This window comes from Gymnodinialimonas sp. JB5-7 (assembly GCF_055693405.1).
In genome coordinates, this window is record NZ_JBVFUX010000004.1 from 209,092 (window position 1) to 232,205 (window position 23,114).

A 23,114-nucleotide genomic window follows, 5' to 3' on the forward strand; every position below is an offset into this window, starting at 1 on the left:
GGAGCATCCGCTATGGTCGGAGCCGATACCGCCTGGATCATCGTCGCAACGGCGTTGGTCCTTTTCATGACATTGCCGGGACTTGCGCTGTTTTACGGGGGCCTCGTGCGATCCCGGAACGTGCTGAGCGTGTTCATGCAGTGCTTTTCGATCGCCTGCCTGATGAGCGTTCTGTGGCTGGCCGTGGGTTATTCCATCGCGTTCGGGGATGGCAACGCCTATTGGGGTGGGCTTGGAAAAGCGTTCCTGAACGGCGTGGACGCCGACACGGTATCGGGCACGATCCCGGAAGTCCTGTTCTTCGCCTTCCAGATGACCTTCGCGATCATCACCCCAGCCTTGATCGTGGGCGCCTATGTGGAGCGGATCAGCTATGGCTTCGTGATGGCCTTCTCGGCCCTTTGGATGCTGATCTGTTACGCGCCGGTGGCGCACTGGATCTGGGGCGGCGGGTTGCTGGCGGGCGAGGATTGGTCGCTGTTCGAGAATGGCGTCAATGACTTCGCAGGCGGCATCGTGGTGCACCAGACCGCAGGCTTGGCCGCGTTGATCCTGGCGTTCTTCCTTGGCCAGCGCTCTGACAAATCAAAGCCACCGCACAATCCCGGCATGGTGATGATCGGGGCCGCGATGCTGTGGGTTGGCTGGTTCGGCTTTAACGGCGGCTCTCAACTGGCCGCTGACGGTGGGGCCGCGATGGCGCTGACGGTCACGCATATCTCGGCCGCGACGGCCTCGCTGACCTGGGCGCTGTGGGAACGCATCCGCTACGGCAAGGCGTCGCTTGTGGGCATGGTCACGGGCACGATTGCGGGCCTGGCCTCCATCACGCCGGCCTCAGGCTCCGTAGGGCCGGTTGAGGCGCTGATCATCGGCGGTGTTGCTGGCGTGTTGTGCCAGGTGCTGTGCGGGGTGGTGAAAGACCTGATGAAGATCGACGACACGCTGGACGTCTTTGCCGTGCACGGCGTGGGCGGCATGTTCGGGATCATCATGCTGGTGGTCTTCGGCCATGCCGGTGCGACCGAGCAGCTTGGCGGATTGGCCGTTGTGGGTGCCTGGACGATTGTGACCACCACGGTGATCATCCTTGTGGTGAAAGCGATCTTCCCGCTGCGGGTGACGCAAGAGGATGAGAATACCGGGCTGGATCTGTCGTCGCATGGCGAACGGGCCTACGACATCACGTCGTAACGCAGCTTACGGGAGTTAGGAGAGCGCCCGGCCATTGGTCGGGCGTTTTTGCTTTTGATTCTCGGACGGGCGGATTTGCGGCTTACGCGGTCTCGGCTGCCCCTGCCCCGTAAAGCTCATGCGCGCGGGCCTCGAACGCGCGGACGATGCGCTGCATGGCGTCCATGAAGAACAGGCCAGCGGCGCCTTGCAGCAGACGGTTCTTGAACTCGAACTCGACGGCGAAATTCACATCGCATCCCGTGGCCGTGTCGACGAATTCCCAATTCGAGTTGAGGTATTTGAACGGACCATCGACATAGGCGGTGTCGATCTTGTGCGCGGCCTCATAGAGCTCAACCCGGCTGAGGAACTTTTCGCGGAACATTTTGAAACCCACCACCATATCGGCGTGCATCAGGGCGTGGTCGCCCTTGTCTTCGACGGACTTCACGCGGGTGGCAACCGTCCACGGAATGAAATCCGGATAGCGCGCCACGTCAGCGACAAGGTCGTACATCTGCTGCGCCGAATAGGGCAGCTTGCGGGTCTCGGAATGGCTTGGCATGGGCCCCTTTCGCCTTTTCGTCTTGCGGGTCATGTCATAAACCTGACCGGCGATTGCAAGGTTGCACGGACCGCTTTGGGGGATTTGGGGGCGAAATGGCGCAGCAAAGCTACACTGTCGACAAGATGATCTCGGCCAAGGCGATTGCGGCACGGATCGAGGAATTGTCGCGCGAGATCGAAGCGGAGTTCGGCGGCACCGACAAACTGGTCGTCGTGGGCCTGTTGCGCGGAAGTTTCGTCTTCATCGCTGATCTGGTGCGCGAGATTGACCTGCCGGTGGAGGTCGATTTTCTGGAAGCCTCCAGCTACGGCAATGCCATGGAAAGCTCCCGCGAGGTGCGCATCCTGAAGGATTTGCGCGGCGAAATTCAGGGCCGCGATGTGTTGGTGGTCGAGGATATCGTGGATACCGGCCACACGTTGAAGCATGTGGTGGGCCTGTTGGCGCAGCGTGAACCGGCCCGGATGAAGACGATTGCCCTGTTGGACAAACCCACGCGTCGCGAAGTCGACATTCGCGCCGATTGGACCGGTTTCGAGATCCCCGATGAGTTTGTGGTGGGCTACGGCATTGATTATGCGCAAAGAAACCGGAACCTCCCGTATATTGGCAAAGTGTCAATGAAATAAGGGGCTGTGGCCCCGCTGCAACGTGGTTGACCTAAGGTCAGCGGCCTTTCCCAAGATGCATTGCGCGGCGCGATTGGTGGGTTGCACAATATTGCAATGCACCATTTGGGGGAATTTTCATGAAGCCTCTTTTCATTCTTTCACTGTCTGCCGCCACTGCCATCACCTCTGCCGCCCATGCGGGGCCGATTGACCCGACGATCGGCTTTTCTGGCGAGGCGAGGATAGGCATTTTTGATCCCAGCACCGGCGACCAGCTTGATTATTTCGATCTGGATATGACGGCGCGCATCCTGTTCACGCCGTTCTTCGGGATTGATTTGGGCTATGACGGTTTCTCTGAATTTGGCGGCACGCTGCGCGACCGCTACACCGCCTACTTTTTCTACGAATACACTGAGGGCCAATCGATCGGCGTGGGGTACATCCCCTCTCCGATTGATGCGCTGACCCTTGATGACCGGATCGGATATGGCGCCGTCATTGAGCGGGATCTTGGCGGGTTTCTGACAGAGCCGTTCCCGCACCTGATCGGGTTTTGGAAGATGAGCCGCCCTATGGCCTGTTGTACGATGCCGATTATGGGGCGATCTGGGCCGGGGCGAGTGTGCACATCAACCCGACTGGCGATGGTGAGGTCTATTCCGTGGCCGCGACTTATTCTGGCAGCCTCGCAAGCGGGCTGGATTACACCGTGGGCGGTGGCGTCGAGCATACCGACAGCGAAACCGCGGACGATCTGACGCGCTTTTTCGGGCTGGGCACATTTGAGGTGGATGACTTCTTTGGGGCGATTTCGATTGCTGGGGGGACTCGCCCATAGGCAGCGATCGACTGACCGTGGTGGATGCCAGCGTCGGCTATACGCCCGATTTCCGGCCACTGGCGGGCAGCGTTTCGAGCGAGCTGACCATCGGGGCGGATTATACCCATGCGCAGCGGTCAAACGGCGGCTCCACCCTGACGGTTTTCGGGCTGGGTGCGGAAGTGACGGTTGAGGATCAGTTCGGACTGGGTCTGAGCGCGGGGCGTCGGGATACTGGCGGGTCAAGCACCACGAATTGGGTGTCGTTCGAGGCGTTCATCACGTTCTAGGGCGTTGTCGGAATGCGCCATCATGCTGAGCGGTCAGGCACAGGGGCGGTGCGTCATCGCACGGACTTGTGGGTTGACGGAATGTCGCACCTGTCTACGCTTCGTGACACCGCGACATGTCAGCCACACAACATTGGAGCTTCGCCATGACCCTTACCCGAATTCTCATCGCATCAGCCCTGACGGGCGCCCTTGCCCTCGCCGCCACGGCGCAGGAGAGCAATCCGGCGGTGAATGCGCGCCAGGGGCAGTTCCAGGTCATGGCGCTGAACATCGGTGTGCTGGGCAATATGGCGCGCGGCAATACGGACTATGATGCCGAGGCCGCGCAGGCGGCTGCGAACAACCTGCTGGCCGTCAGCCAGATCGACCAGCGCTTCCATTGGCCGGTTGGCACAGACAATGCCAGCATCGAAGGCACCCGCGCCCTGCCCGCCATTTGGGAAGAGGGCAGCCGGGTCATTGAAATCTGGGGCGAGTTTGGCGCCGGGGCCGAAGGGCTGGCTGCCGTTGCCGGTGATGGCCTGGACGCCATGCGCGCCGCCCTTGGCCCGGTTGGGGCCGCTTGTGGGTCTTGCCACGACGATTATCGCGCGCCTGCGAACTGAGCGATGCGCGGCTTTGTCCGCTTTGTGGTGATCCTGGGCCTTGTCGCTGGTGCGGCAGGGCTTTGGCTTACCCGACCGGTTCACATCACTGACACGGATATTGCCGGGCTTACTGGTGATCCGGCCGCAGGTGAGGCTGTGTTTTGGGCGGCGGGCTGTGCCTCATGCCATTCCGCCGATGATGCTGAGGGCGCGGATCGGCTGATCCTGTCGGGCGGGCAGGCTTTTCCAAGCGAGTTTGGCACGTTTCGGGCACCCAATATCTCGTCCGATGCAACCCATGGCATCGGGGACTGGACCCTCGCGCAGTTTCTGACCGCCTTGCAGAACGGGATCAGCCCGGAGGGGCAGCACTATTATCCCGCCTTCCCGTATACGGCCTATCGGTTGGCGGAGCGGCAAGACCTCGCCGATCTTTACGCATTCATGCAGACCCTGCCCGCCTCGGACACGCCATCAGAGCCGCATGATGTGGGCTTTCCCTTTTCGATCCGGCGCGCGGTTGGGGCGTGGAATCTGCTGCACTTGCGCGACGATTTCGCCGTCGAGGGCGATCTGAGTGCAGAGGCCGAACGCGGGCGTTACCTGGCAGAGGCGCTTGCCCATTGCGGCGAGTGCCATACGCCGCGCAATGCTCTTGGGCGGGCTTGATCTGGCAAACTGGCTTGGCGGTGCGCCCGACCCGTCGGGGCGCGGCACAATCCCGAACGTCACGCCGGGCGCCCTTGGTTGGTCCGACGGTGAAATTGCGGCCTATCTGAATGACGGGTTCACGCCGGACTTTGATGTAGCAGGCGGGCATATGCGATCCGTGATCCTGAATATGGCGGAACTGACCGAGGCGGATCGCGCGGCGATTGCCGCCTACCTGCTGAGTGTGCCCGACATGCCTTAAGGGGGCATCTTAACGGAACCGAAAGCCAAGGCAGGCTATGGCCGGATCAAAGGTTTGCACGCTTTCAGGATCCCCATGCACTCGACGCCACTATCCTCGCCTCATATGGCCACAGACACAGATGCGGCGGGCCAGGCCGACAGCCGGCAATCCGGCCTTCAGCAATTGGGCGCACTTGCCGGGCAAACCGGACAGAACATTGTCGAACTTGCTGGCGCGCTTGAGGAGATCGACCGGCAAGCCTCAGCCCAACTGAGCGTGGTTGAAGATGTCTCCGCATCAGGCGGAAGAGCTTGCGCGTGTGTCGACGGAGATGACAGACGGCTTGGCTGCGGTGGCGCATGTCAACTCTCGCGCGCTCGACACCGTGGACGGGTCGGTCGCGGCCTTGCGCCAATCGACCGAGCAATCGAAGGACGTGGCGGAATGGGTTGGCACGTTGGACGGCACCCTTGCCGCTGTCGAAGAAACGCTGAAATCGGTCCAGAAGGCCAACAAGCGGATCGCGGAAATTGCAAAGCAGGTGAATATCCTGGCGGTCAACGCCCGGATTGAGGCCGCGCGGGCCGGTGACGCCGGGCGCGGCTTTGCCGTGGTGGCCGAGGCCATCAACACCTTGTCGAAAGAGACGGCGGGCGCGGCGCAGGATGTCACAAACTCTACCGGAACGCTTGGCGCGGCGTTGGTGGATTTGCGTGCAGATGCGGTCAACATCACCGAAAGTGCTGACGCCGTTTTGGAAGGGTCATCCAAAGCAGACAGCGCCCTGTCGCAGATCAGTGCGGACGTGAAGGCCGCAACCGACGACGCGCTGCAGGTTAGCCGCGCGGCGCAGGATGCGCGCACGGTCATCAACCGATTCACGCCGGCCTTTGCTGGGTTGAGCGCGACGCTCGCTGAAACCGCTGACGAAGTGCACAAGGCGACCCAACGGGCGGAAACCATTGTCGATATCTCGGAATATGCTGTGCAGGTTTCGGTGCAGATGGGGGCCTCCACCGCCGATGGTGCCTTGATCGAGCTGGTGCAGGATCGGGCGGCGATGATCGGGGCGAAGTTCGAGGCCGCGATTGAGGCGGGCCATATCAGTGAAGCGGAGCTTTTTGACAGAACCTACGTGCCAATTCACGGCACGGACCCTGAACAGGTCATGGCCCCCTTCACCGCGCTGACCGACGCGCTGTTGCCGCCGATCCAGGAGGCGATCCTAAAAGAGAATGCGCGCATCATCTTTTGCAGCGCCGTTGATCTGAACGGGTATTTGCCGACCCATAATCGCAAATTCTCGCACCCTCAGGGACCTGATCCGGTTTGGAATGCTGCGAATTGTCGGAACCGGCGTTTGTTTGACGACCGGGTTGGATTGAAGGCCGGGCGCAATACCGCGCCGTTCCTGATGCAAACCTATCGGCGTGATATGGGTGGTGGTGCGTTTGTGCTGATGAAAGACCTGTCCGCGCCGATCCATGTCTGTGGCCGCCATTGGGGCGGATTGCGCATGGGGGTGACGCCGCAGGACTGATCCCGCGGCGCTCCTTGGATCAATAGGTGTTGAGCAGTTCAGCAGAGCGCGCGATTGCAGCGCTCTGTTCAGCCTGGCTGAGGTTCTGGGCGAGATCGGCGCAATTCAGGCGGTATTCGTCACGCGTATCGGGGTTATCCTCACGCTCGGCACTGAAATGGCACCAGGCCACGCCTTCGACCGGATCAACGGGTGATTTCGTTGTATCAGTGAGGATATAGGCAAGGTTCTGGGCGCCCAGGGTATGCCCGCCCTGCGCCGCGCGTTGATAGAGATGGGCCGCCCCGGACACATCCACCGGCCCGCCAAGGCCCTGTTGCAGCATCACGCCCAGATCGTTCATGGCGCCGTGATCGTTCTGCTCGGCGGCGTGGGTCAGCAGGCGACGCGCCTCATCATAATCCACCGGGCCGCCGACGCCGTCCCAGTGCAGGTAGCTGAGCGCGACACTGGCATCGAGATTGCCCATATCGTGCCCAATCTCATAAAGGCGGCGCGCGCGCACGGGATCATCGGGAACCGCTGGATCGCCATCGGCCAGCAGGTCGGCCATGATTGACGTGGGACCATTCATCGCCGGCGGCGATCCCGCGTTCATACCATTCGACGGCCTGGTCGAAATCGACCGGCACGCCCGTGGCGCCGTAGTTGAACAAAAGCGCCATATCGTTGGCCGCGGCGGCATCACCCAGATCCCAGGCCTGGCGATAAAGGGCCTCGGCCCGCGGGATGTCTTCCGGGCCGCCGATGGAAAATTCGAGCATATAGCCAAGCATCCGCATGCCCCGCGCCGATCCGACCGAAACCGAGCTTTCGGCCCATTGCCGGGCGAGCGACGGGTTTTCGGGCACGCCATCGCGACCGTTAAGGAAGACATTGGCGAGGTTCGCGGCCGCACTTGGTTCCTGCAGGTTGGCGGCGCGAGCGTAGAGGTCGATGATGGCGGCCCAATCGGGCGCGCCCAACAGCCCCTCTTCCTGCATGAGGGCGAAGTTGTTCATCGCGAATTCGCTGCCGCCCTCAATCGCGCGTTCGTAAAGCGTCTGCGCGCGGCCGACATCGACCTCCTCCCCCAACAGGCCGTAATGGTAGACGCGGGCGAGGTTGTTCATGGCGCCCGTGAAACCGGCATCCGCGGACCGCGTATAAAGGTCGAGCGCGCGCACCGGATCAACCGACAGCCCACCGAGCCCGTCATCGTACATCAGACCCAGCATGTTCATCGCCGCCGCGTCACCTGCATCCGCCAAGGGCATGACGAGCTCGGCCGCGCGCGCGAAATCGCCCGCATCGTAAGCAGCGCGCGCGTCGTCATAGGTTTGCGCGGAGAGCGGTGCAGACAGGGTCAGCGCAAGGGCTGTGGCCAAGGCGAGGTTCGAAAATCGGGACATGAACGGACATCCAGCTGTGAAGGGTGCGCCCAATATAGGCACACCCAACGCAGACTGCGAAGGCGGGAAATCCGGTAAAGTGCTTAGGCTTTGGCCCAGTTTTGCCAAGCGGTTCTCGCGCAAACGGGCAAAGTCATCGCCCGCATGGTAGCGACGACCGGGTCAGCGGGGTGGCAGAGACCATCAGGAACCCTTTGCCCCAAGCCGCTTTCTCATACCCCGCAAACTCCTCCGGCGTGACGAAACGGTCCACCTTGTGGTGCTTGGGCGTGGGTTGCAGATACTGGCCGATGGTCAGGAAATCGATGTCTGCGGCGCGCATGTCGTCCATCACCTGATGCACGGCCTGCTTGTCTTCGCCCAGACCCACCATGATGCCGGATTTGGTGAAAATGGTCGGGTCCATTTCCTTCACCCGTTGCAGAAGGCGGAGCGAGTGGAAATAGCGCGCGCCGGGGCGCACTTCGGGGTAGAGGCCGGGGACGGTTTCGAGGTTGTGATTGAACACATCCGGTTTAGCCTCGACCACCACTTGCAGCGCGTCGGGTGTGGATTTGATGAAGTCGGGCGTGAGGATCTCGATCGTGGTTCCGGGCGCGCGGTGACGAATGGCGCGGATGGTCTGGGCAAAATGTTCGGCCCCGCCATCGGAGACATCATCGCGGTCTACGGAGGTAATAACGACGTGGTTCAGGCCGAGTTTCTGGACGGCATCGGCCACCCTGCCCGGTTCAAACACATCAAGCGGTTCCGGCGGTTTGCCGGTGGCGATGTTGCAGAAGGTGCAGGCGCGTGTGCAGACCTCGCCCATGATCATCATGGTGGCGTGGCCCTGCGACCAGCATTCGCCCACATTCGGGCAGCCCGCCTCTTGGCAGACGGTTGTTAGCTTATTGTCCCGCATGATCTTTGCGGTGGATTCGTATCCCTCCCCACCGGGGCCTTTACGCGGATCCAGCTGGGCTTTTTCGGCTGCGGGTTGTCGGGCCGACGCGCCTTTTCCGGGTGGCGCTGTTCGGGGATCTTTAGATCGCGCATGGCTTCCTCGTTCGGTGCGATAGAGATCATTTAACGTTAAACGATCCCTACGTCACCCGGGCGAGATGGCACAGCCGCTATGTGCCAGGTGCAAGCCGTTTCGAGCCTGGAGCACTTTTGCTTTTGATTTCAATCGCAACCCGCTGCCGCGCGCCGATGCGCGAACGCGGACGCAAAGAGTGTCTCAGATAAAACGCAAAGTGCGTTAGCCGCCGGTGCCTGACGTGGACAGCGTGACCGTTGTTCCGGCCACTGGGGCAGCGAACGTCCCCGGCGCTGCGGCATTGGTCGCCAGTGTCTGGAAATAGGGCATGCAAGCCGCCATCACGGCGGGGTCTGCCTGTTGCGGACCGATCATCAATGCCTGTTCGCATTGTGCGGCACTTTGTGCAGCGGCCGGAACGGCAAAGAGGGCGAAGGCGGCGGGCAAAGGCGAGTTTTCTAAGCATGGTTGAACCTCGGATGTCAGAAGCGTGTGGTCGGTCATCAACACGGTCTTCATCCCGCCCGGAACCCCGCAAACCCCATGGATTTTCAGCAATTTCGCAAAGCCTTGGTCTGGCTGAGATAGTTTTCGCAGAGAATTCTATGCATCCGCCCACTCCCAATTCTATGCACCCCACCCCGCCCCGGGCCGCGCCCTAGTCCCGTGTCGCCGGCACGAAGCCGTGCGCTGCTTCATAATGCTGCAAGAGGCGTTGCAGGCCAATCTTGAGCACAACTTTGCCCGACCGCGCCGACCAACCAAGCCGCTTTTCGGCGGACTCAAGCCCTTCCAGAAAACAGCAGACCCGCATCACGACATCCGCCAATCCGGGTCCGAGATCGTCGAGCGCATCGGATACGCGCTTGCGGGCATCCATCGGGCCTTCGCCAATGCCGCCATCGGACAGAAAACCGCCCCGATCGCCCCCGGTCAGGAACCGGTCCCAGTTCTGGCCGACGCGCGGTCCCATTTGGGCGCACTCGAAATCCTCGCGCAGTCGCTCACCCGCCTGCACCAGGCTCGGGTCCGAGGAACGGCTTGCCATCAGGGCCCTTGCGGCGGGCCAGACCTGCAAGCGGCGATTCAGAGAGGTTCACGCGCAAATGCACGGGCTTTCCGTCTTCGCCCGAGACCTTCCGTTTGCCCCAGTTCGCATGTTGGCCCTGAAACGCCGTGGGGCCTTCGGCAAATCCGGCATTGCCGACGCGGCGCTTGCGGTCTTCTTCGATCAGGCGCTTGAGGGCGGATTTTCCGGCATTGGTGATTCCGTAGCGCGCAATACGCCCGCCCTTCTTGACGCATTCGATCCAATCCTTGACGGCGAAGGCCTGCGCGACACGGCGATCCACGACGGCGGTGCGGGTCTGGTCCCCATCGACGCCCTGGCGCAGCACCACGGCCTTGTCCATATCCTGAGCCACGGCCAGAACGGCCCCCGTTTCGCACAACCGGCGCAAAATCCGGCGCGCTTCGCGTGTAATCAGCGTCTCGTCTTCAATCGGCGTCCGTATCGGGGCAGTCATTCGCCGCGTCTCCTTGTTTTGAGTGGTGGAATCGGTCCGTTCGCAGGGTCGTGGGCTGGACAAGGTGTCCAGCGCTTCGTTCAGCAATGGGTCGTCCCGCCGGTCTTCGAGGTCGCGCACTTGCCGACAGATCGTCGACGGCGATTTCCCAAACGTGCCAGCGATATTGCGGTAGCTTTGCCCCGAAGCCGTGTGGGCAAGGTATTGCTGCGCCTGTTGCGGAACCCACGCTGGTAAGTCCGATGCAGCGGTCGTGTTTGCAGAGTCAGAATGGTTCATGGCCAGAGGCCTCGCGATCAAAAGGTTAATGCCTGCAAAATTCCGCCGTATTGATTACTGAATGGTTAAATTCTGTGGATAACTGGAAAATTGTTTCCGAAACGTAAACTTTTTCAGGGGGTCCGCGCGCAGGTTCCCGGATTCATGCAACGCCCCTTTTTCCCGGTGGCAGCCTTAGGCCGTGATTGTTCATGCTTGGGGATACCAAAATGACCGAATTGACCACACATCTGCGCGCCTTACGCCGCCCGGGGCTATTGGTGCGGGCCGCCACACTGGCCTGTGAAACAGGGGACGCGCACCGCCGGGCCAAGCGCCGCCCGGTGACAAAGCTGATTGCTGAGGAAGAGATGTTGAACGCCGCGCGCATGGGCGGTGGCATGGGCTATTCGCCCACGCGCCACGTGCAGGTGATGAGCGCGCTTCTGGCCGCGGCCCGCGCGGTCAACTGAGCCGCGCGTTTACTTTTTGATGTGGATAACCTGCTCGCCGGTTCAGATGAACGCGTCGGGCATCGAGGCCTTCTTCTGGCTGATATAGGCGCGCAATTCCTCGTTGATGGCGGGGTCCAGCGCGGGCTGTTGGTAGTCCGACAGCATCTTTTCGACCTTGAGCGCCGCAAGCTCGTAGCTGGAGCGGCTGCCATCCTCGGCCCAGGTCTCATAGGGTTTGTAGTCGAGCACATTGGTGCGCCAGAACGCGGTCTGATAGTTCGCCTGCGTGTGCTCGCAGCCCAGAAAGTGCCCGCTTGGGCCCACTTCGCGCAGCGCGCCCATGGCTTGCGCGTTCTCATCCACGCTGACGCCTTCGGCCATCTTGTGCAGAATGCCAAGCTGGTCGGCGTCCATCACGAATTTCTCTGGACTGGAGGACAGGCCGCCTTCCAGCCAGCCGCACGAATGCAGCATGAAATTCACGCCTGACAAGAGGCCCATGTTCAGCGAATTCGCGGTCTCGTACCCGGCCTGCGCATCGGGGATCTTGGAGCCGGTGAACGAGCCGGAGGAGCGATACGGCAGCCCCAGTCGCCGGGTCAGCTGGCCCATGCCATAGGTGATCTGCGAGGTCTCAGGCGTGCCAAAGGTCGGCGCGCCGGAGTTCATGTCGATCGACGTCACCATCGCTCCCATGATCGCCGGTGAGCCTGCATTGACCAGCTGGCTATAGGCCACGCCCGCCAGCCCTTCGGCCAGGCATTGCGTAAGGGTTCCGGCCACGGAGACCGGCGCCATCGCGCCGCCCACGATGAACGGTGAAATGATGGAGGCCTGCCCGGCCTCGGCATAAACCTCGAGCGCGCCCATCATCACGCTGTCGAAGGTCAGCGGCGAGTTGATGTTGATGAGCGAGGTCATCACGGTGCTCTGGTCGACCACGTCCGCGCCGAAGAGAATCTTCGACATCTCGACCGAATCGACCGCGCGCGACGGGTCCGTAACAGAGCCCATATAGGGCTTATCGGACAGCGTCATGTGGGCGTAGAGCATATCGAGGTGACGCTTGTTGACGGGCACATCGGTGGGCTCGCACACGGTGCCGCCGGAATGGTGCAGCCATTTCGACATGTAGCCGAGTTTCACGAACATCTCGAAATCGGCCATGGTCGCGTAGCGCCGTCCGTCCTTGAGGTCGGTGACAAAGGGCGGGCCATAAACGGGCGCCAGAACCATCGTGTTGCCGCCGATCTCAACGTCGCGGGCGCGGTTGCGGGCGATCTGGGTGAATTTCGAGGGCGCGGTCTTGATCAATTCGCGCGCGAGACCTTTGGGAATATGGACGCGTTCGCCCTGGACATCGGCCCCGGCGTCGCGCCAGCGATCCAGTGCTGCGGGGTTTTCGACGAACATGACGCCGATCTCTTCCAGCACCGTTTCGGCATTGGCCTCGATAATCTCGAGCGCCTCGTCATGCAGGATGTCGAGGTTCGGGATCTTGCGTTCGATGAACCGCGCCGTCTCAAAGCTGACGGCCGACCGACTGGCCCGCCGCGCAGCACCCCCGCCCCCACGCGCCCTGCGCCGTGGTTGATCCGCCTGTTCCGCTTCGCCCATGACACCCTCCAAGCGCAAGTGACCCGTTGGGGCGTGTCTACATTGTGGGGCAATTGGCAAGCGGGCGAATTGCGTCATCTGCGACGCGGATGCGACATGGTGGGCTTGCACGCCCCTGCCCTGCAGCTTAATCCGCAACCATGAACACAAGCGCCGTCCCCGACCCCGCCGACCATGAACGCCTGTTGATCATCGACTTCGGGTCGCAGGTGACGCAATTGATCGCCCGCCGCCTGCGCGAGTTGAGCGTCTATTGCGAGATTCATCCCTATCAGAACGTCGATGATGCGTTCATCGAAGCGTTCGCCCCCAAGGCGATCATCTTCTCGGGCGGGCCGGATTCGGTGGTGCGTGAGGGTTCGCCACGACCGCCGCAGGCGGCCTACGCCGCGGGCGTGCCGATTCTGGGCATTTGCTATGGTCAGCAGGTGATGATGCAGGACCTTGGCGGCGAGGTGCATGGCGGCAAGATTTCGGGAGGCGGCGGTACAGCTGAGTTCGGGCGTGCTTTTGTGGAGCCTGAAGGCACGATTGATTTGCTGGATGGCTGGTTTGCGGATGGACGTGAGCAAGTCTGGATGAGCCATGGCGACCATGTCGCCAAGCTTGCGCCGGGGTTCGAGGTCTACGGGACCTCGCCCAATGCACCCTATGCGATTACTGCCGATCTGGAGCGACGGTTCTTTGCCGTGCAATTCCATCCGGAAGTGCACCACACGCCGCGCGGCGCGAAGCTGTATGAGAATTTCGTGCGTCTGGCCGGGTTCTCGGGCGATTGGACGATGGAGGCCTACCGCGAGCAGGCGGTGGAGGCGATCCGGGCGCAGGTGGGCGATGCCAAGGTCATCTGTGCGCTGTCGGGTGGCGTGGATTCGTCGGTGACGGCGGCGCTTTTGCACGAAGCGATTGGCGACCAGCTAACCTGCGTGTTCGTGGATCATGGCCTGCTGCGCCACAAGGAGGGTGAAGAGGTCGTGGCGATGTTCCGCGATCACATGAACCTGTCGGTCATCCATGCCGAGGAGCAAGAGCTGTTTCTGGGCGAGCTGGAGGGGGTTAGCGACCCCGAGACCAAGCGCAAGATTATCGGCAAGCTCTTCATCGACGTGTTCCAGAAATACGCCAATGAAATCGAAGGGGCCGCCTATCTGGCGCAAGGCACGCTCTATCCGGATGTGATTGAGTCGGTGTCCTTTTCCGGCGGCCCGAGCGTGACGATCAAAAGCCACCACAATGTGGGTGGCCTGCCCGAAAAGATGGGCCTGAAGCTGGTCGAGCCGCTGCGCGAGTTGTTCAAGGATGAAGTGCGTGCCTTGGGCCACGAGCTTGGCCTGCCCGCCCATTTCATTGCGCGCCACCCCTTCCCCGGCCCCGGCCTTGCGATCCGCTGCCCAGGTGAGATCACGCGGGAGAAGCTGGATATCCTGCGGCTGGCCGATGCGGTCTATATCGACCAGATCCGCAAGCACGGCCTTTATGATGAGATTTGGCAGGCCTTTGTCGCGATCCTTCCCGTGCGCACGGTTGGCGTGATGGGGGATGGTCGGACCTATGACTATGCCTGCGCGCTGCGGGCTGTGACGAGCGTTGATGGCATGACGGCGGATTACTATCCGTTCAGCCACGACTTCCTGGGTGAGACGGCGACGCGGATCATCAACGAGGTGCCGGGGATCAACCGGGTCACATATGACATCACCTCAAAACCGCCGGGCACGATCGAGTGGGAATGAGCCGTAGGACCCGGTGATCCCAACCCTGCAAAAAGTTCATGCTTTGAAGACCTTTGGCGGCTAAGACCGGGGCATGTTGGCCCTGTTCACGAAATATGTTGCCGCCTGGATAAGCCCTTGGCCCTGATCCGGCGAACCAAAATGCGGCGCGTGCGGCGTGTTCTGCGGCTGATGGTGATCTTCTATGCCGCGACGCTCGCCATGGTCTTGTTGAGCAATTGGTATTGGCCGCGCGACACGCTTCCCGCGCCGGCCGCACAAGTGATTTGTCTTGGCGGCGGGTCGCATCAGGGCGTTTTGGCCGAAAACAGCGCGATGCGGGCGGAGCGCTGCGCCGAGTTGCTTCTGGCGGGTCTGGCGGAAGATATCTTGGTCACTGGCACCGGGGCCGGAACCTTGATGGTCGATCACATCCTGGCCATGGGGGTCCCGCCCGACGTCGTCGCATTGGAGCCGCAGTCTCGCTCGACTCTGCAAAATGCTCTGTTCTCGGCCCGGATGACCGATGTAGCGCAGCCGGTAATTGTTGTGACCGATGCCTATCACCTGCCGCGATCCTGGGTATCATTCCGGGTCATGGGGTTTGAGGATGTGCGGCTGTCATCCTCCGCCGCGATGGTGGATCGGCCAGCACCCTTGCTGCGCGAGGTTTCCGCGATCTGGTTCAACGCATTGCGTTTGATGATCTACGGCGCGCTGTTCTGGATTGATCAGGACGTTCGCGGCGCGCTGATGGCGTGAAGCGATCAGCCTTAGCGGAACGCTTGCAAACGCCCGCCTTCGGTCACGACAAGCAGCATATCGTTGACCACAATGGGATGGGCAGCCGCGCCATCGCGCATCTCAACCGCGCCGACAAGTTGGCCGCTTTCCGGGCTGAAGAAGCGGATATTGCCGTCACCCGAGGCCACGACAAGGCGACCGCCTGCAAGAATGGGACCGTAATGGGTAAAGACGGCGCGACGGCGACGCTCCCGATCATTGACGTAGAGCGGGAGTTCCGTGCCCCAGACGCGCGCGCCCGATCCGGCATCAAGGCGGATGAGTTCGTTCCGGTCGGACACGAAGAAAAGATCACCGCCTGTGGCCAGAACGGGCGAATAGGCCCCTTCTTCAGCCGTCCAAAGACGGGTGCCGGTGCCGGGGTTCAGTGCCACAACGCGCCCCGATTGGTTGCCGACATAGATGCGGCCATTGGCGATGACCGGGTCCGAGGTGACATCGTTGATATTGGCATAGGCCACGCCACTGCGCCCACCTGCCACGGATGTGACCCACAAAGGTGCGCCTGAGCGGCGCAGCGTTCCCGACAGCTCGCCCGAGCCGAAGGGGAACAGAACGATGCGGTCCGTCACGGCGGGCGCGGCCCCGCCGCTGAGCAGCGGTTCGGTTGTGGTGGCGGGGACTTGCCAGACCAGACGTCCATTGGCGGCTTCAAGCGCCCAAGCCTGATTGTTGCGGCTGACGATATAGACAGTCCCGCCCGAGATGGTCGGCGCCCCGATGCCCGCATCGAGACGCTGCCGCCAATTCACCGCGCCGGTGGTCGCATTCAGCGCAATCAGCTCTCCAAATCCGGTGGTCACAAAAGTGTTCCACCTGACAGGGCGAGCCCACCACCCGAAACCGAGCCGCCACGGTCAAAGCCGGGCTGAAGATCAGCGGACCAGACCGTCCCGCCTGTGGACAGGTCGGTCGCCACGACGCCGGCTGTGGCGTCCATGGTAAAGACGCGCGCACCGTCCGAGACCGGATCAGCGGTGATGCGATTGCGCCGCGAATTGCCGCGTCCGATATCGGCCGTCCACACGGGCGTCAGGCTAGAGCCCAGATTGGCGTGCGGTGTGCGGTTCGAGGAATTGTAGCCCCGCTGTTCCCATGTGGCGATCCGGACGGTACCGGGCAGGCTGATGGCGCGTGGCGCGTCGGCAGCACCCGCATCGGCAAGAGACCGGGTTGCGTCGCCGCTGAGGACATCAGCGAGGGGCGTGTCGATCGAGAACCGTTCGCCGGGCAGGACCACTTCCCGCTCGCAGGCAGCAAGGCCAAGCACGGCGATACAGGCAAAAGCGCTGGCTTTAAAAATTGTGCTCATCTCGTGCCCACCACTCATTGTCTTGGGGTCGTCTTGCGACCCTAAAATGTCTTGCGCCGGGCCAGTCGGGCCACAGGCTTATTCCGTTTCTGCCTCGGCCTCTTCTGCCGGTGCAGGTTCTTCCTCCGCACCCTCTTCTTCGGCGCTCGCTTCGCCGGCAGGTGCGTCTGCCGGCGCATCGTCGGCCTCAGCGGCTGCGTCTTCGGCGGGCTCTTCTTCCGAGCCTAGCTCAGCCGCGCCATCGCCCTCAACAGGTGCGTCCTCGGCTGGTGCCTCTTCCGGTGCCTCTTCCTCCACGGGCGCGTCCACCAAAACGGCCCCGCTTTCCAGCGACACAATCAACTGCGCGGCGCGTTGTTGCAAGCCTGCTGTGGCGGCGGCGCTGTTCTCGATGCTGCGCAACCGGTCGAGACCGGCATCAAGATCGCCCGCGCGGATATCCACAAGCGCCAATTGCTCTTCCGCAAGGGCCGAATAGGGTGCGCCGGGTTCGGCCAGACGTTCCAGCACCAGCCGTGCTTCATCTTCCGGCGCCGGGTCCATCATCTGCGCTTTCAGCAAGGCCAGGTCGACGTAGCGGCGCGGCAGGCCAGGCGTCTCTGCCGCTGCGCGCAGACGGGCTGCGGCGGCTGCGGTGTCCTCGGAATTCGCCTCTTCACCGGCTGCCAGAAGGGCAAGGATCATGGCGACTTCGGGTGACGGTGTCTCAATCTCGGACAGGGCCGCGATACGTGCTTCGGGATCTTCGTTTTCGAGACCGGCCAGCAATGCATCGCCAAAGGCTTCGGACGCGGCGCGCTGTTGCGCGGATTGCCACTCGAACCAGGCGGCGGCCCCCACGATTCCGACCACGATTAGGATCGCCAGCCACCCCCAGCGACGAAACAGCGAAAACAGCCGGTCACGGCGCACTTCCTCGCTGACTTCATCAATAAAACTGTCGGTATTGGACATGCCTGCCGCTCCACCCCGGAATTCTTTGTTGCGCAGGGATTACCCCGGCATTGGGTCAAGGCGCAAGGGCTGGAAGACCAGTGCATCTGGCAAGGTGCGATCTACCGAGAGGCGAGTATTCTGAACCGTTCAGTTCACTCTTGTAGCCCCGCCGGAAAAAAGTAATCTGAACTGGACGGTTCAGCGTAAACTGTCAACACGGGATAATGTCAGCCCAAAGGGATGGTCTGACATTCCAACGCCGGGGGGCGTTTGGACAAGAAAGGTCGAAGGCATGAAGCTGTTTCCAATTCTGACCGCGGCGCTGGTCTGCGTTGCGCTCTACTTTGTCGTACTGGATCGAGAGAGCCTGACCAATTTCGCGGCGGGCTTTGTGCCTGAGCCGCAGAATGCCCCTGAAGAGATGGCCGAAGAAGAGACCGCAGAGGCGCTTGCAGAGCGAGGCGGACACCGACGCCGATGATGGCCGCATGCATGTGGTTGTGCGCCGGTCTGAGGCCCAAGTCACTGAAAATGCTGTTTTGATGCGCGGCAGAACCGAAGCGATCCGGCTGGTCGATGTGGCCTCCGAGACCTCGGGTCGCATCATTTCAACGCCGATCCGGGCCGGTGCCTTTGTCGAAGAAGGCCAGGTGATGTGCGAGATTGATCCCGGCACATCGCAGACAGCCCTGGAAGAAGCGCAGGCGCGGCTTGCAGAAGCTCAGGCCCGTGTGCCGGAGGCAGAAGCCCGCCTGCCCGAAGCGCAGGCGCGGTTGCCCGAAGCACGCGCCATGCTGGCCCAAGCCGAGGCGCAGCTGGCCTCCGCCCAAATCGACGGCAACGCCGCCACCCGCCTGAGCGAGTCGGGTTTTGGGTCTGAAACGCGCGCCCTGTCTGCTGCAGCCGGTGTTGCCGCCGCAGAGGCTGGCGTGCAAAGCGCCCAGGCCGGTGTGGAGGCCGCAGACGCCGGCGTGCAATCGGCGCAGGCCGGTATTCAATCGGCGCTCGCCGGTGTGCGGGCCGCTGAGGCCGCCGTCACACGTGCCGAAGACGCCATTGGCGACCTGACGATCTATGCGCCGTTTTCAGGTTTGCTGGAATCGGACACGGCGGAATTGGGCACGTTGATGCAACCGGGTGCGATCTGCGCGACCATCATCCAGCTGAACCCGATCAAGCTGGTTGGCTTCGTTCCCGAAGCACAGGTGGACCGTGTCGTCGTTGGCGCGCGCGCGGGGGCCGAACTCTCCTCCGGTCAGCGCGTTGAGGGGGAAGTCACCTTTGTCAGCCGCTCTGCGGATGAGAACACACGCACGTTCCGCGTTGAGATTACAGTTGATAACCCCGAACTGCTGATCCGTGACGGTCAGACGGCGGACATTCTGGTGCAGACCGAAGGCATTGCGGCGCATCTTCTGCCGTCGTCCGCGCTGACCCTGGATGATGATGGTCGCCTTGGTGTGCGCACGGTCGTGGATGGCGTGGTGGAATTCGTTGAGGTTCAGATGATCCGCGACACCCCGCGCGGTGTTCTGCTGACCGGGCTGCCCGACATGGCGGATGTCATCACAGTGGGTCAGGAATTTGTCACCGCTGGCGTTGAGGTTCGCACTACGTTCGAGGAGTTGACGCAATGACCGGCATCATCGACTGGGCCGCCAGCCGCGCCCGCATGGTCATCGCCTTTGTCCTGCTGTCGCTGACAGCGGGCACGGCGGCTTATATTGGCCTGCCGAAAGAGGGTGAGCCGGATATTGATATTCCAGGCCTTTTCGTCTCGGTCCCCTTCCCCGGCATCTCGGCCACGGATAGCGAACGGTTGTTGATCCGCCCGATGGAGGCGGAATTCCAGGACCTTGATGGTTTGCTGAGCATCAACTCCACCGCCGGCGAAAGCTATGCAGGTGTGTTCCTTGAGTTCGAGTTTGGGTGGGACAAGGGCGAGACCATCGCAGATGTCCGCGACGCCATGGGCCGGGCCGAGGTGCAATTCCCCGAAGGCGCGGAAAGCTATTCGATCAACGAGATCAACTTCTCGGAATTCCCGATCATAATCGTGGCGCTGTCAGGTGATGCGCCGGAACGCACGCTGATCCGGCTGGCCAATGAGATGCAGGCGGAGCTTGAGACGCTCTCCCCCGTTCTGGAAGCGGGGCTTGCCGGCACTCGGGATGAGATGCTGGAGGTAATCCTCGATCCGCTTGCATTGGAGGCCTACAACGTCACCGCTGCCGATCTGATCAACGCGGTCGTCAACAACAACCAGTTGATTGCAGCGCGGTGAGGTTGAAACGGCGGGTGGTGCGATCTCGATCACGATCCCGTCGAGCTTCGACAATGCGCAGGATGTCTACAACCTGGCCGTCACGGTAAACGGCGACCGGGTCGTGACCCTTGGCGAGTTGGCCGAGATCCGCCTGACCTATCAGGATGAGACCGGAACCGCGCGCTTCAATGGTGAGACAACCGTGGCGCTGCAGGTCGTCAAACGGCAGGGTTTCAACATCATCGACACGGTGGAGCTGATCCGGGCCGAAGTTGAGCGAGTTCAGGAAAGCTGGCCGGAGGAATTGCGCGCGTCGGTCACGGTTGAGACAACGCTGGACCAGTCGGTGCAAGTGGACAGCATGGTGCGGCAGCTGGAAGGCTCCGTCCTGACGGCCATTGCGCTTGTGATGATTGTGGTTTTGGCGGCGCTTGGCACGCGCTCCGCCCTGCTGGTGGGCTTTGCGATCCCGACCTCCTTCCTTCTCTGCTTCATCCTGCTCGGCGTGATGGGGATCACAATCTCGAACATCGTGATGTTCGGTCTGATCCTTGCGGTGGGGATGCTGGTGGATGGCGCGATTGTGGTCGTCGAATATGCCGACCGCCGCCTGAAAGAAGGCGCGCGGCCTATGCAGGCCTATGCGGATGCCGCCAAGCGGATGTTCTGGCCCATCGTGTCGTCCACGGCGACGACGCTTTGTGCCTTCTTGCCAATGCTGTTCTGGCCCGGCGTGCCGGGTGAATTCATGGGCATGTTGCCCGTGACGCTGATCTTCGTTCTGTCAGCCTCGCTGATCGTGGCGCTGATCTACCTGCCGGTTCTGGGTGGTGTGGCCGCACGGTTCAGCCGGGTAATCGACAATGCGGCAGCCGTCGTGAAGGGCTTGATCCCCTGGTATCTCGTGCGCCTCGCGCTGACGATCGGCGCGGGCTATCTGATGTTCATGGCGGCGCTGAACGTGGTGCAGCCGGGCATCTTGCTGCCTATGCCGCCAGACATGTCCCCTGTCATGCAGATGATCCTGGGCGGTCTGACGTTCGTGGCGACCTGCGTGATCATGTCGGTCCTGATTGCCACGGTGCAATTCCAGCGCCGTGAGAAGGCCGTAGAGTCCGGCTATCGCCGGTCGTCGTTTGGCTGGTTCGTGCACTTCCTGACCGGCAATCCGGTCATGCCTGTTGTATCGGTTGTCGCGGTGCTCGGCTTTGTCGGCTTCACGTTCAATTACTTCGGTGAGAACAGCAACGGCGTGGAATTCTTCGTTGCGACCGAGCCCGAGAACGCCATCGTTTATGTGCGGGCCCGCGGCAATCTGAGCGTGCAGGAACAGGACGCGCTGGTCAGCCAGGTCGAAGATATCGTGCTGGAGACCGACGGCATCCGCGATGTCTTCGCCTTCTCCGGTTCCGGCGGGTTGAACAACAATACCGGTGGTGCGGCGGCGCCGTCGGACACGATCGGGCAGGTTCAGATTGATCTGGAGCCTTGGGGTGAGCGCGCCGATGGCGACATGATCCTCGATGCGCTGCAAGCCCGGTTGAACCAGATCCCCGGCATCCAGACCGAGATCTTCTCGGCCTCCACCGGCCCTGCGGAAGGCAAGCCGATCAGCTTGCGTCTGGCCGGTGACAATTGGGAAGAGCTTCAGGAAGCGACCCGGATTGTGCGGGAATACTACGCAAGCCTTGATGGTCTGACGCTGATCGAAGACACGCTGCCCCTGCCCGGCATCGACTGGCAGATCAACGTGGACGTGGAGGCCGCAGGCCGGTTTGGCGCCGATGTGGCGACGGTGGGCGCGATGGTGCAACTTGTGACGCGCGGCATCCTGCTGGACACGATGCGCGTTCCGACCTCTGACGAGGAAATCGACATCCGCGTCCGCTTCCCGGAAGAGGCGCGTGTTCTCAGCACACTCGACAGCCTTCGGGTGCGGACCCGCGATGGTCTTGTACCGCTGTCCAACTTCGTGTCGTGGGAGCCGACACCGCAGCTTGCGACCATCGAACGCTATAATCAGCAGCGCTTCTTCATGGTGAAAGCCGATGTCCTGTCCGGGCTGGAGCGTGTGGATGATGCCGACGGCAACATCATCGCCCTGATCCGCGATGTGGCTGAGATTGCCACCGGCGACACTACTGCGGACTTTGAACATCAGGAGGTTGGCTATCAGCTTTACGCCAATTACTCCGATCTTGATGTGTCCGAGATTGGCGATGGTGTCATCGCGGGCGATCTTCCGACCACGCCGGTCACCGCGAATGAGCGGATCGAACAGCTTACAGAATGGCTTGAGACGCAAGACGTCCTGCCTGCCTCCGTCAGTTGGGAATGGGCCGGCGATCAGGAAGATCAGGAGGAAAGCCAGGCCTTCCTCAGCTCGGCCTTTGCGGCCGCACTCGGGCTGATGTTCATCATCCTGCTGGCGCAGTTCAACTCGGTCTACAACGCCATTCTGGTTCTGTTGGCCGTGGTTCTGTCCACCACGGGCGTGCTGTGGGGGATGATCGTTATGGATCAGACCTTCTCGATCATCATGACGGGGACAGGCATCGTGGCTTTGGCGGGGATCGTGGTGAACAACAACATTGTTCTGATTGACACCTATCAGGAATACAGCCGCTACATGCCCCGGCTTGAGGCGATCGTGCGCACGGTTGAGGCGCGGATCCGCCCCGTTCTGCTGACCACCATCACCACGATGGCGGGTCTGGCGCCGATGATGTACGGCATCAGCCTCGATTTCGGGTCTGGCGGATATACCATCGACAGCCCCACGGCTCTGTGGTGGAAGCAGTTGGCGACGGCCGTGGTGTTCGGGCTTGGCATTGCGACCTTCCTGACGCTTTTGTTCACGCCCTCGCTGTTGGCGCTGCGGGTGTGGTTCTGGACGATCCTGTCCTGGGGCTTCCGCGGGTTGGCCCGGCTTGGCGCCCGCAATATGAGCCAGCGCGCGCAGGACTGGGCGTTGCAACGGCAGGCCCGGCGCGCACGCAACCCGGTGATCTACTGGGACGAAGACCCAGCGACGCTGAGGTCGCAACCCTCGGAGCTGCCTCACGACTATCGCGACGCCTGAGCCGAAATCGGCGGCCGAGAACCCGATCCCTCCCGCACCCGAGGACATCCCGGCCGCGTGCTGATCCGTTCGAGGATACCGAACTCGAAAACGATATCCCGCCGCAACCGCCCTTGCGTGCAGCGGAATGAAGTGAACGAAGAGAGGCCGGCCGTTGCGCCGGCCTTTTCATTTGGGTCCTAGTCGCAAAAGGCCACAGCTGCGCCCCGGGTCTTTCAAGGAAATCTGAAAATAGGTGGGC

The 23,114-nt window shown here is 62.0% G+C and carries 21 protein-coding genes and 3 pseudogenes; 13 read left to right on the forward strand and 11 right to left on the reverse strand.

Features of this window, described 5'->3' with window-relative positions; translation table 11 throughout:
- The first annotated feature begins 12 nt into the window (after positions 1-12).
- Positions 13-1,194 carry an ammonium transporter gene (locus ACZ1HK_RS01655; RefSeq protein WP_472627186.1) on the forward strand — a complete coding sequence of 394 codons (1,182 nt, stop codon included), beginning with the start codon at positions 13-15 and terminating at the stop codon, positions 1,192-1,194.
- Positions 1,195-1,276: 82 nt separating this feature from the next.
- On the opposite strand, the gene ACZ1HK_RS01660 is transcribed toward ACZ1HK_RS01655, so the two are convergent.
- Positions 1,277-1,741: a type II toxin-antitoxin system RatA family toxin gene (locus tag ACZ1HK_RS01660; protein ID WP_472627187.1), complete on the reverse strand. Its 465-nt coding sequence runs from the start codon at positions 1,739-1,741 to the stop codon at positions 1,277-1,279.
- 95 nt (positions 1,742-1,836) lie between these two features.
- Between ACZ1HK_RS01660 and hpt the strand changes: the two genes are divergently transcribed.
- From hpt to ACZ1HK_RS01690, 6 genes and pseudogenes are all read left to right on the forward strand, one after another.
- Positions 1,837-2,373: a hypoxanthine phosphoribosyltransferase gene (hpt, locus tag ACZ1HK_RS01665; RefSeq protein ID WP_472627188.1), complete on the forward strand. Its 537-nt coding sequence runs from the start codon at positions 1,837-1,839 to the stop codon at positions 2,371-2,373.
- A gap of 119 nt (positions 2,374-2,492) precedes the next feature.
- Entirely contained in the window at positions 2,493-3,116 is a 624-nt protein-coding gene (locus ACZ1HK_RS01670) for a hypothetical protein (RefSeq protein WP_472627189.1), read from the forward strand.
- A 100-nt stretch (positions 3,117-3,216) separates the two neighbouring features.
- Positions 3,217-3,468 (forward strand): hypothetical protein, encoded by a 252-nt coding sequence (locus ACZ1HK_RS01675; RefSeq protein WP_472627190.1) that lies wholly within the window; start codon positions 3,217-3,219, stop codon positions 3,466-3,468.
- Between the two features lie 146 nt (positions 3,469-3,614).
- Positions 3,615-4,076 (forward strand): c-type cytochrome, encoded by a 462-nt coding sequence (locus tag ACZ1HK_RS01680; protein WP_472627191.1) that lies wholly within the window; start codon positions 3,615-3,617, stop codon positions 4,074-4,076.
- Between the two features lie 3 nt (positions 4,077-4,079).
- Positions 4,080-4,971: pseudogene (locus ACZ1HK_RS01685) on the forward strand (c-type cytochrome).
- 268 nt (positions 4,972-5,239) lie between these two features.
- Positions 5,240-6,493 carry a methyl-accepting chemotaxis protein gene (locus ACZ1HK_RS01690; RefSeq protein WP_472627192.1) on the forward strand — a complete coding sequence of 418 codons (1,254 nt, stop codon included), beginning with the start codon at positions 5,240-5,242 and terminating at the stop codon, positions 6,491-6,493.
- 19 nt (positions 6,494-6,512) lie between these two features.
- Here the strand turns inward: ACZ1HK_RS01690 and ACZ1HK_RS01695 are convergent, their stop codons facing one another.
- The 6 genes and pseudogenes from ACZ1HK_RS01695 to ACZ1HK_RS01720 all read right to left on the reverse strand — a co-directional run bounded on the left by ACZ1HK_RS01695 (position 6,513) and on the right by ACZ1HK_RS01720 (position 10,710).
- The gene (locus ACZ1HK_RS01695; protein ID WP_472627193.1) at positions 6,513-7,046 is read right to left on the reverse strand and encodes a tetratricopeptide repeat protein; all 534 of its coding nucleotides are present in this window, start codon (positions 7,044-7,046) and stop codon (positions 6,513-6,515) included.
- Positions 7,003-7,884 (reverse strand): tetratricopeptide repeat protein, encoded by an 882-nt coding sequence (locus tag ACZ1HK_RS01700; RefSeq protein ID WP_472627865.1) that lies wholly within the window; start codon positions 7,882-7,884, stop codon positions 7,003-7,005. Before ACZ1HK_RS01700 ends, ACZ1HK_RS01695 begins: the two co-directional genes overlap by 44 nt.
- A 93-nt stretch (positions 7,885-7,977) precedes the next feature.
- Positions 7,978-8,922 (reverse strand): annotated as a pseudogene (gene lipA, locus ACZ1HK_RS01705) (lipoyl synthase); the annotation flags it as partial.
- 205 nt (positions 8,923-9,127) lie between these two features.
- A complete protein-coding gene (locus ACZ1HK_RS01710; protein WP_472627194.1) occupies positions 9,128-9,409 on the reverse strand; it encodes a hypothetical protein in 282 nt (93 codons plus the stop codon).
- A gap of 154 nt (positions 9,410-9,563) precedes the next feature.
- Positions 9,564-9,953 (reverse strand): DUF6456 domain-containing protein, encoded by a 390-nt coding sequence (locus ACZ1HK_RS01715; RefSeq protein WP_472627195.1) that lies wholly within the window; start codon positions 9,951-9,953, stop codon positions 9,564-9,566.
- Positions 9,910-10,710, reverse strand: a complete 801-nt coding sequence (locus ACZ1HK_RS01720; RefSeq protein WP_472627893.1) for a hypothetical protein — start codon at positions 10,708-10,710, stop codon at positions 9,910-9,912. The genes ACZ1HK_RS01715 and ACZ1HK_RS01720 overlap by 44 nt, the downstream gene beginning before the upstream one ends.
- 209 nt (positions 10,711-10,919) lie before the next feature.
- Here ACZ1HK_RS01720 and ACZ1HK_RS01725 point away from each other — a divergent pair, with 209 nt between their 5' ends.
- Complete coding sequence (locus ACZ1HK_RS01725) at positions 10,920-11,162, forward strand: DUF6477 family protein (protein ID WP_472627196.1); 243 nt, start codon at positions 10,920-10,922, stop codon at positions 11,160-11,162.
- A gap of 42 nt (positions 11,163-11,204) precedes the next feature.
- Here ACZ1HK_RS01725 and ACZ1HK_RS01730 read toward each other — a convergent pair whose 3' ends face one another.
- Positions 11,205-12,761 (reverse strand): trimethylamine methyltransferase family protein, encoded by a 1,557-nt coding sequence (locus tag ACZ1HK_RS01730; RefSeq protein WP_472627197.1) that lies wholly within the window; start codon positions 12,759-12,761, stop codon positions 11,205-11,207.
- Between the two features lie 140 nt (positions 12,762-12,901).
- Between ACZ1HK_RS01730 and guaA the strand changes: the two genes are divergently transcribed.
- Positions 12,902-14,494, forward strand: a complete 1,593-nt coding sequence (guaA, locus tag ACZ1HK_RS01735) for a glutamine-hydrolyzing GMP synthase (protein ID WP_472627198.1) — start codon at positions 12,902-12,904, stop codon at positions 14,492-14,494.
- Between the two features lie 150 nt (positions 14,495-14,644).
- Positions 14,645-15,235 carry a YdcF family protein gene (locus ACZ1HK_RS01740; protein ID WP_472627199.1) on the forward strand — a complete coding sequence of 197 codons (591 nt, stop codon included), beginning with the start codon at positions 14,645-14,647 and terminating at the stop codon, positions 15,233-15,235.
- 11 nt (positions 15,236-15,246) lie between these two features.
- On the opposite strand, the gene ACZ1HK_RS01745 is transcribed toward ACZ1HK_RS01740, so the two are convergent.
- The 3 genes from ACZ1HK_RS01745 to ACZ1HK_RS01755 all read right to left on the reverse strand — a co-directional run bounded on the left by ACZ1HK_RS01745 (position 15,247) and on the right by ACZ1HK_RS01755 (position 17,543).
- A complete protein-coding gene (locus ACZ1HK_RS01745) occupies positions 15,247-16,080 on the reverse strand; it encodes a PQQ-like beta-propeller repeat protein (protein WP_472627200.1) in 834 nt (277 codons plus the stop codon).
- Positions 16,077-16,589 carry a hypothetical protein gene (locus ACZ1HK_RS01750; RefSeq protein ID WP_472627201.1) on the reverse strand — a complete coding sequence of 171 codons (513 nt, stop codon included), beginning with the start codon at positions 16,587-16,589 and terminating at the stop codon, positions 16,077-16,079. Before ACZ1HK_RS01750 ends, ACZ1HK_RS01745 begins: the two co-directional genes overlap by 4 nt.
- 78 nt (positions 16,590-16,667) lie before the next feature.
- On the reverse strand, positions 16,668-17,543 hold the full coding sequence (locus tag ACZ1HK_RS01755; RefSeq protein WP_472627202.1) for a tetratricopeptide repeat protein: 876 nt from the start codon (positions 17,541-17,543) through the stop codon (positions 16,668-16,670).
- A 274-nt stretch (positions 17,544-17,817) separates the two neighbouring features.
- On the opposite strand from ACZ1HK_RS01755, the gene ACZ1HK_RS01760 reads away from it, so the two are divergent.
- The 3 genes and pseudogenes from ACZ1HK_RS01760 (at position 17,818) to ACZ1HK_RS01770 (ending at position 23,004) form a co-directional block, all read left to right on the forward strand.
- The gene (locus tag ACZ1HK_RS01760; protein WP_472627203.1) at positions 17,818-18,006 is read left to right on the forward strand and encodes a hypothetical protein; all 189 of its coding nucleotides are present in this window, start codon (positions 17,818-17,820) and stop codon (positions 18,004-18,006) included.
- Positions 17,975-19,162 carry an efflux RND transporter periplasmic adaptor subunit gene (locus ACZ1HK_RS01765; protein WP_472627204.1) on the forward strand — a complete coding sequence of 396 codons (1,188 nt, stop codon included), beginning with the start codon at positions 17,975-17,977 and terminating at the stop codon, positions 19,160-19,162. The genes ACZ1HK_RS01760 and ACZ1HK_RS01765 overlap by 32 nt, the downstream gene beginning before the upstream one ends.
- Positions 19,159-23,004: pseudogene (locus ACZ1HK_RS01770) on the forward strand (efflux RND transporter permease subunit). Before ACZ1HK_RS01765 ends, ACZ1HK_RS01770 begins: the two are co-directional and overlap by 4 nt.
- The last annotated feature ends 110 nt before the right edge of the window (positions 23,005-23,114 follow it).

Coding starts and splice junctions, on each gene's coding strand:
- ACZ1HK_RS01655 (WP_472627186.1), top strand. CDS start 13: ATGGTCGGAGCCGATACCGCCTGGATCATCGTCGCAACGGCGTTGGTC.
- ACZ1HK_RS01660 (WP_472627187.1), bottom strand. CDS start 1,741: ATGCCAAGCCATTCCGAGACCCGCAAGCTGCCCTATTCGGCGCAGCAG.
- hpt (WP_472627188.1), top strand. CDS start 1,837: ATGGCGCAGCAAAGCTACACTGTCGACAAGATGATCTCGGCCAAGGCG.
- ACZ1HK_RS01670 (WP_472627189.1), top strand. CDS start 2,493: ATGAAGCCTCTTTTCATTCTTTCACTGTCTGCCGCCACTGCCATCACC.
- ACZ1HK_RS01680 (WP_472627191.1), top strand. CDS start 3,615: ATGACCCTTACCCGAATTCTCATCGCATCAGCCCTGACGGGCGCCCTT.
- ACZ1HK_RS01690 (WP_472627192.1), top strand. CDS start 5,240: ATGTCTCCGCATCAGGCGGAAGAGCTTGCGCGTGTGTCGACGGAGATG.
- ACZ1HK_RS01695 (WP_472627193.1), bottom strand. CDS start 7,046: ATGGCCGACCTGCTGGCCGATGGCGATCCAGCGGTTCCCGATGATCCC.
- ACZ1HK_RS01700 (WP_472627865.1), bottom strand. CDS start 7,884: ATGTCCCGATTTTCGAACCTCGCCTTGGCCACAGCCCTTGCGCTGACC.
- ACZ1HK_RS01710 (WP_472627194.1), bottom strand. CDS start 9,409: ATGACCGACCACACGCTTCTGACATCCGAGGTTCAACCATGCTTAGAA.
- ACZ1HK_RS01715 (WP_472627195.1), bottom strand. CDS start 9,953: ATGGCAAGCCGTTCCTCGGACCCGAGCCTGGTGCAGGCGGGTGAGCGA.
- ACZ1HK_RS01720 (WP_472627893.1), bottom strand. CDS start 10,710: ATGAACCATTCTGACTCTGCAAACACGACCGCTGCATCGGACTTACCA.
- ACZ1HK_RS01725 (WP_472627196.1), top strand. CDS start 10,920: ATGACCGAATTGACCACACATCTGCGCGCCTTACGCCGCCCGGGGCTA.
- ACZ1HK_RS01730 (WP_472627197.1), bottom strand. CDS start 12,761: ATGGGCGAAGCGGAACAGGCGGATCAACCACGGCGCAGGGCGCGTGGG.
- guaA (WP_472627198.1), top strand. CDS start 12,902: ATGAACACAAGCGCCGTCCCCGACCCCGCCGACCATGAACGCCTGTTG.
- ACZ1HK_RS01750 (WP_472627201.1), bottom strand. CDS start 16,589: ATGAGCACAATTTTTAAAGCCAGCGCTTTTGCCTGTATCGCCGTGCTT.
- ACZ1HK_RS01755 (WP_472627202.1), bottom strand. CDS start 17,543: ATGTCCAATACCGACAGTTTTATTGATGAAGTCAGCGAGGAAGTGCGC.
- ACZ1HK_RS01760 (WP_472627203.1), top strand. CDS start 17,818: ATGAAGCTGTTTCCAATTCTGACCGCGGCGCTGGTCTGCGTTGCGCTC.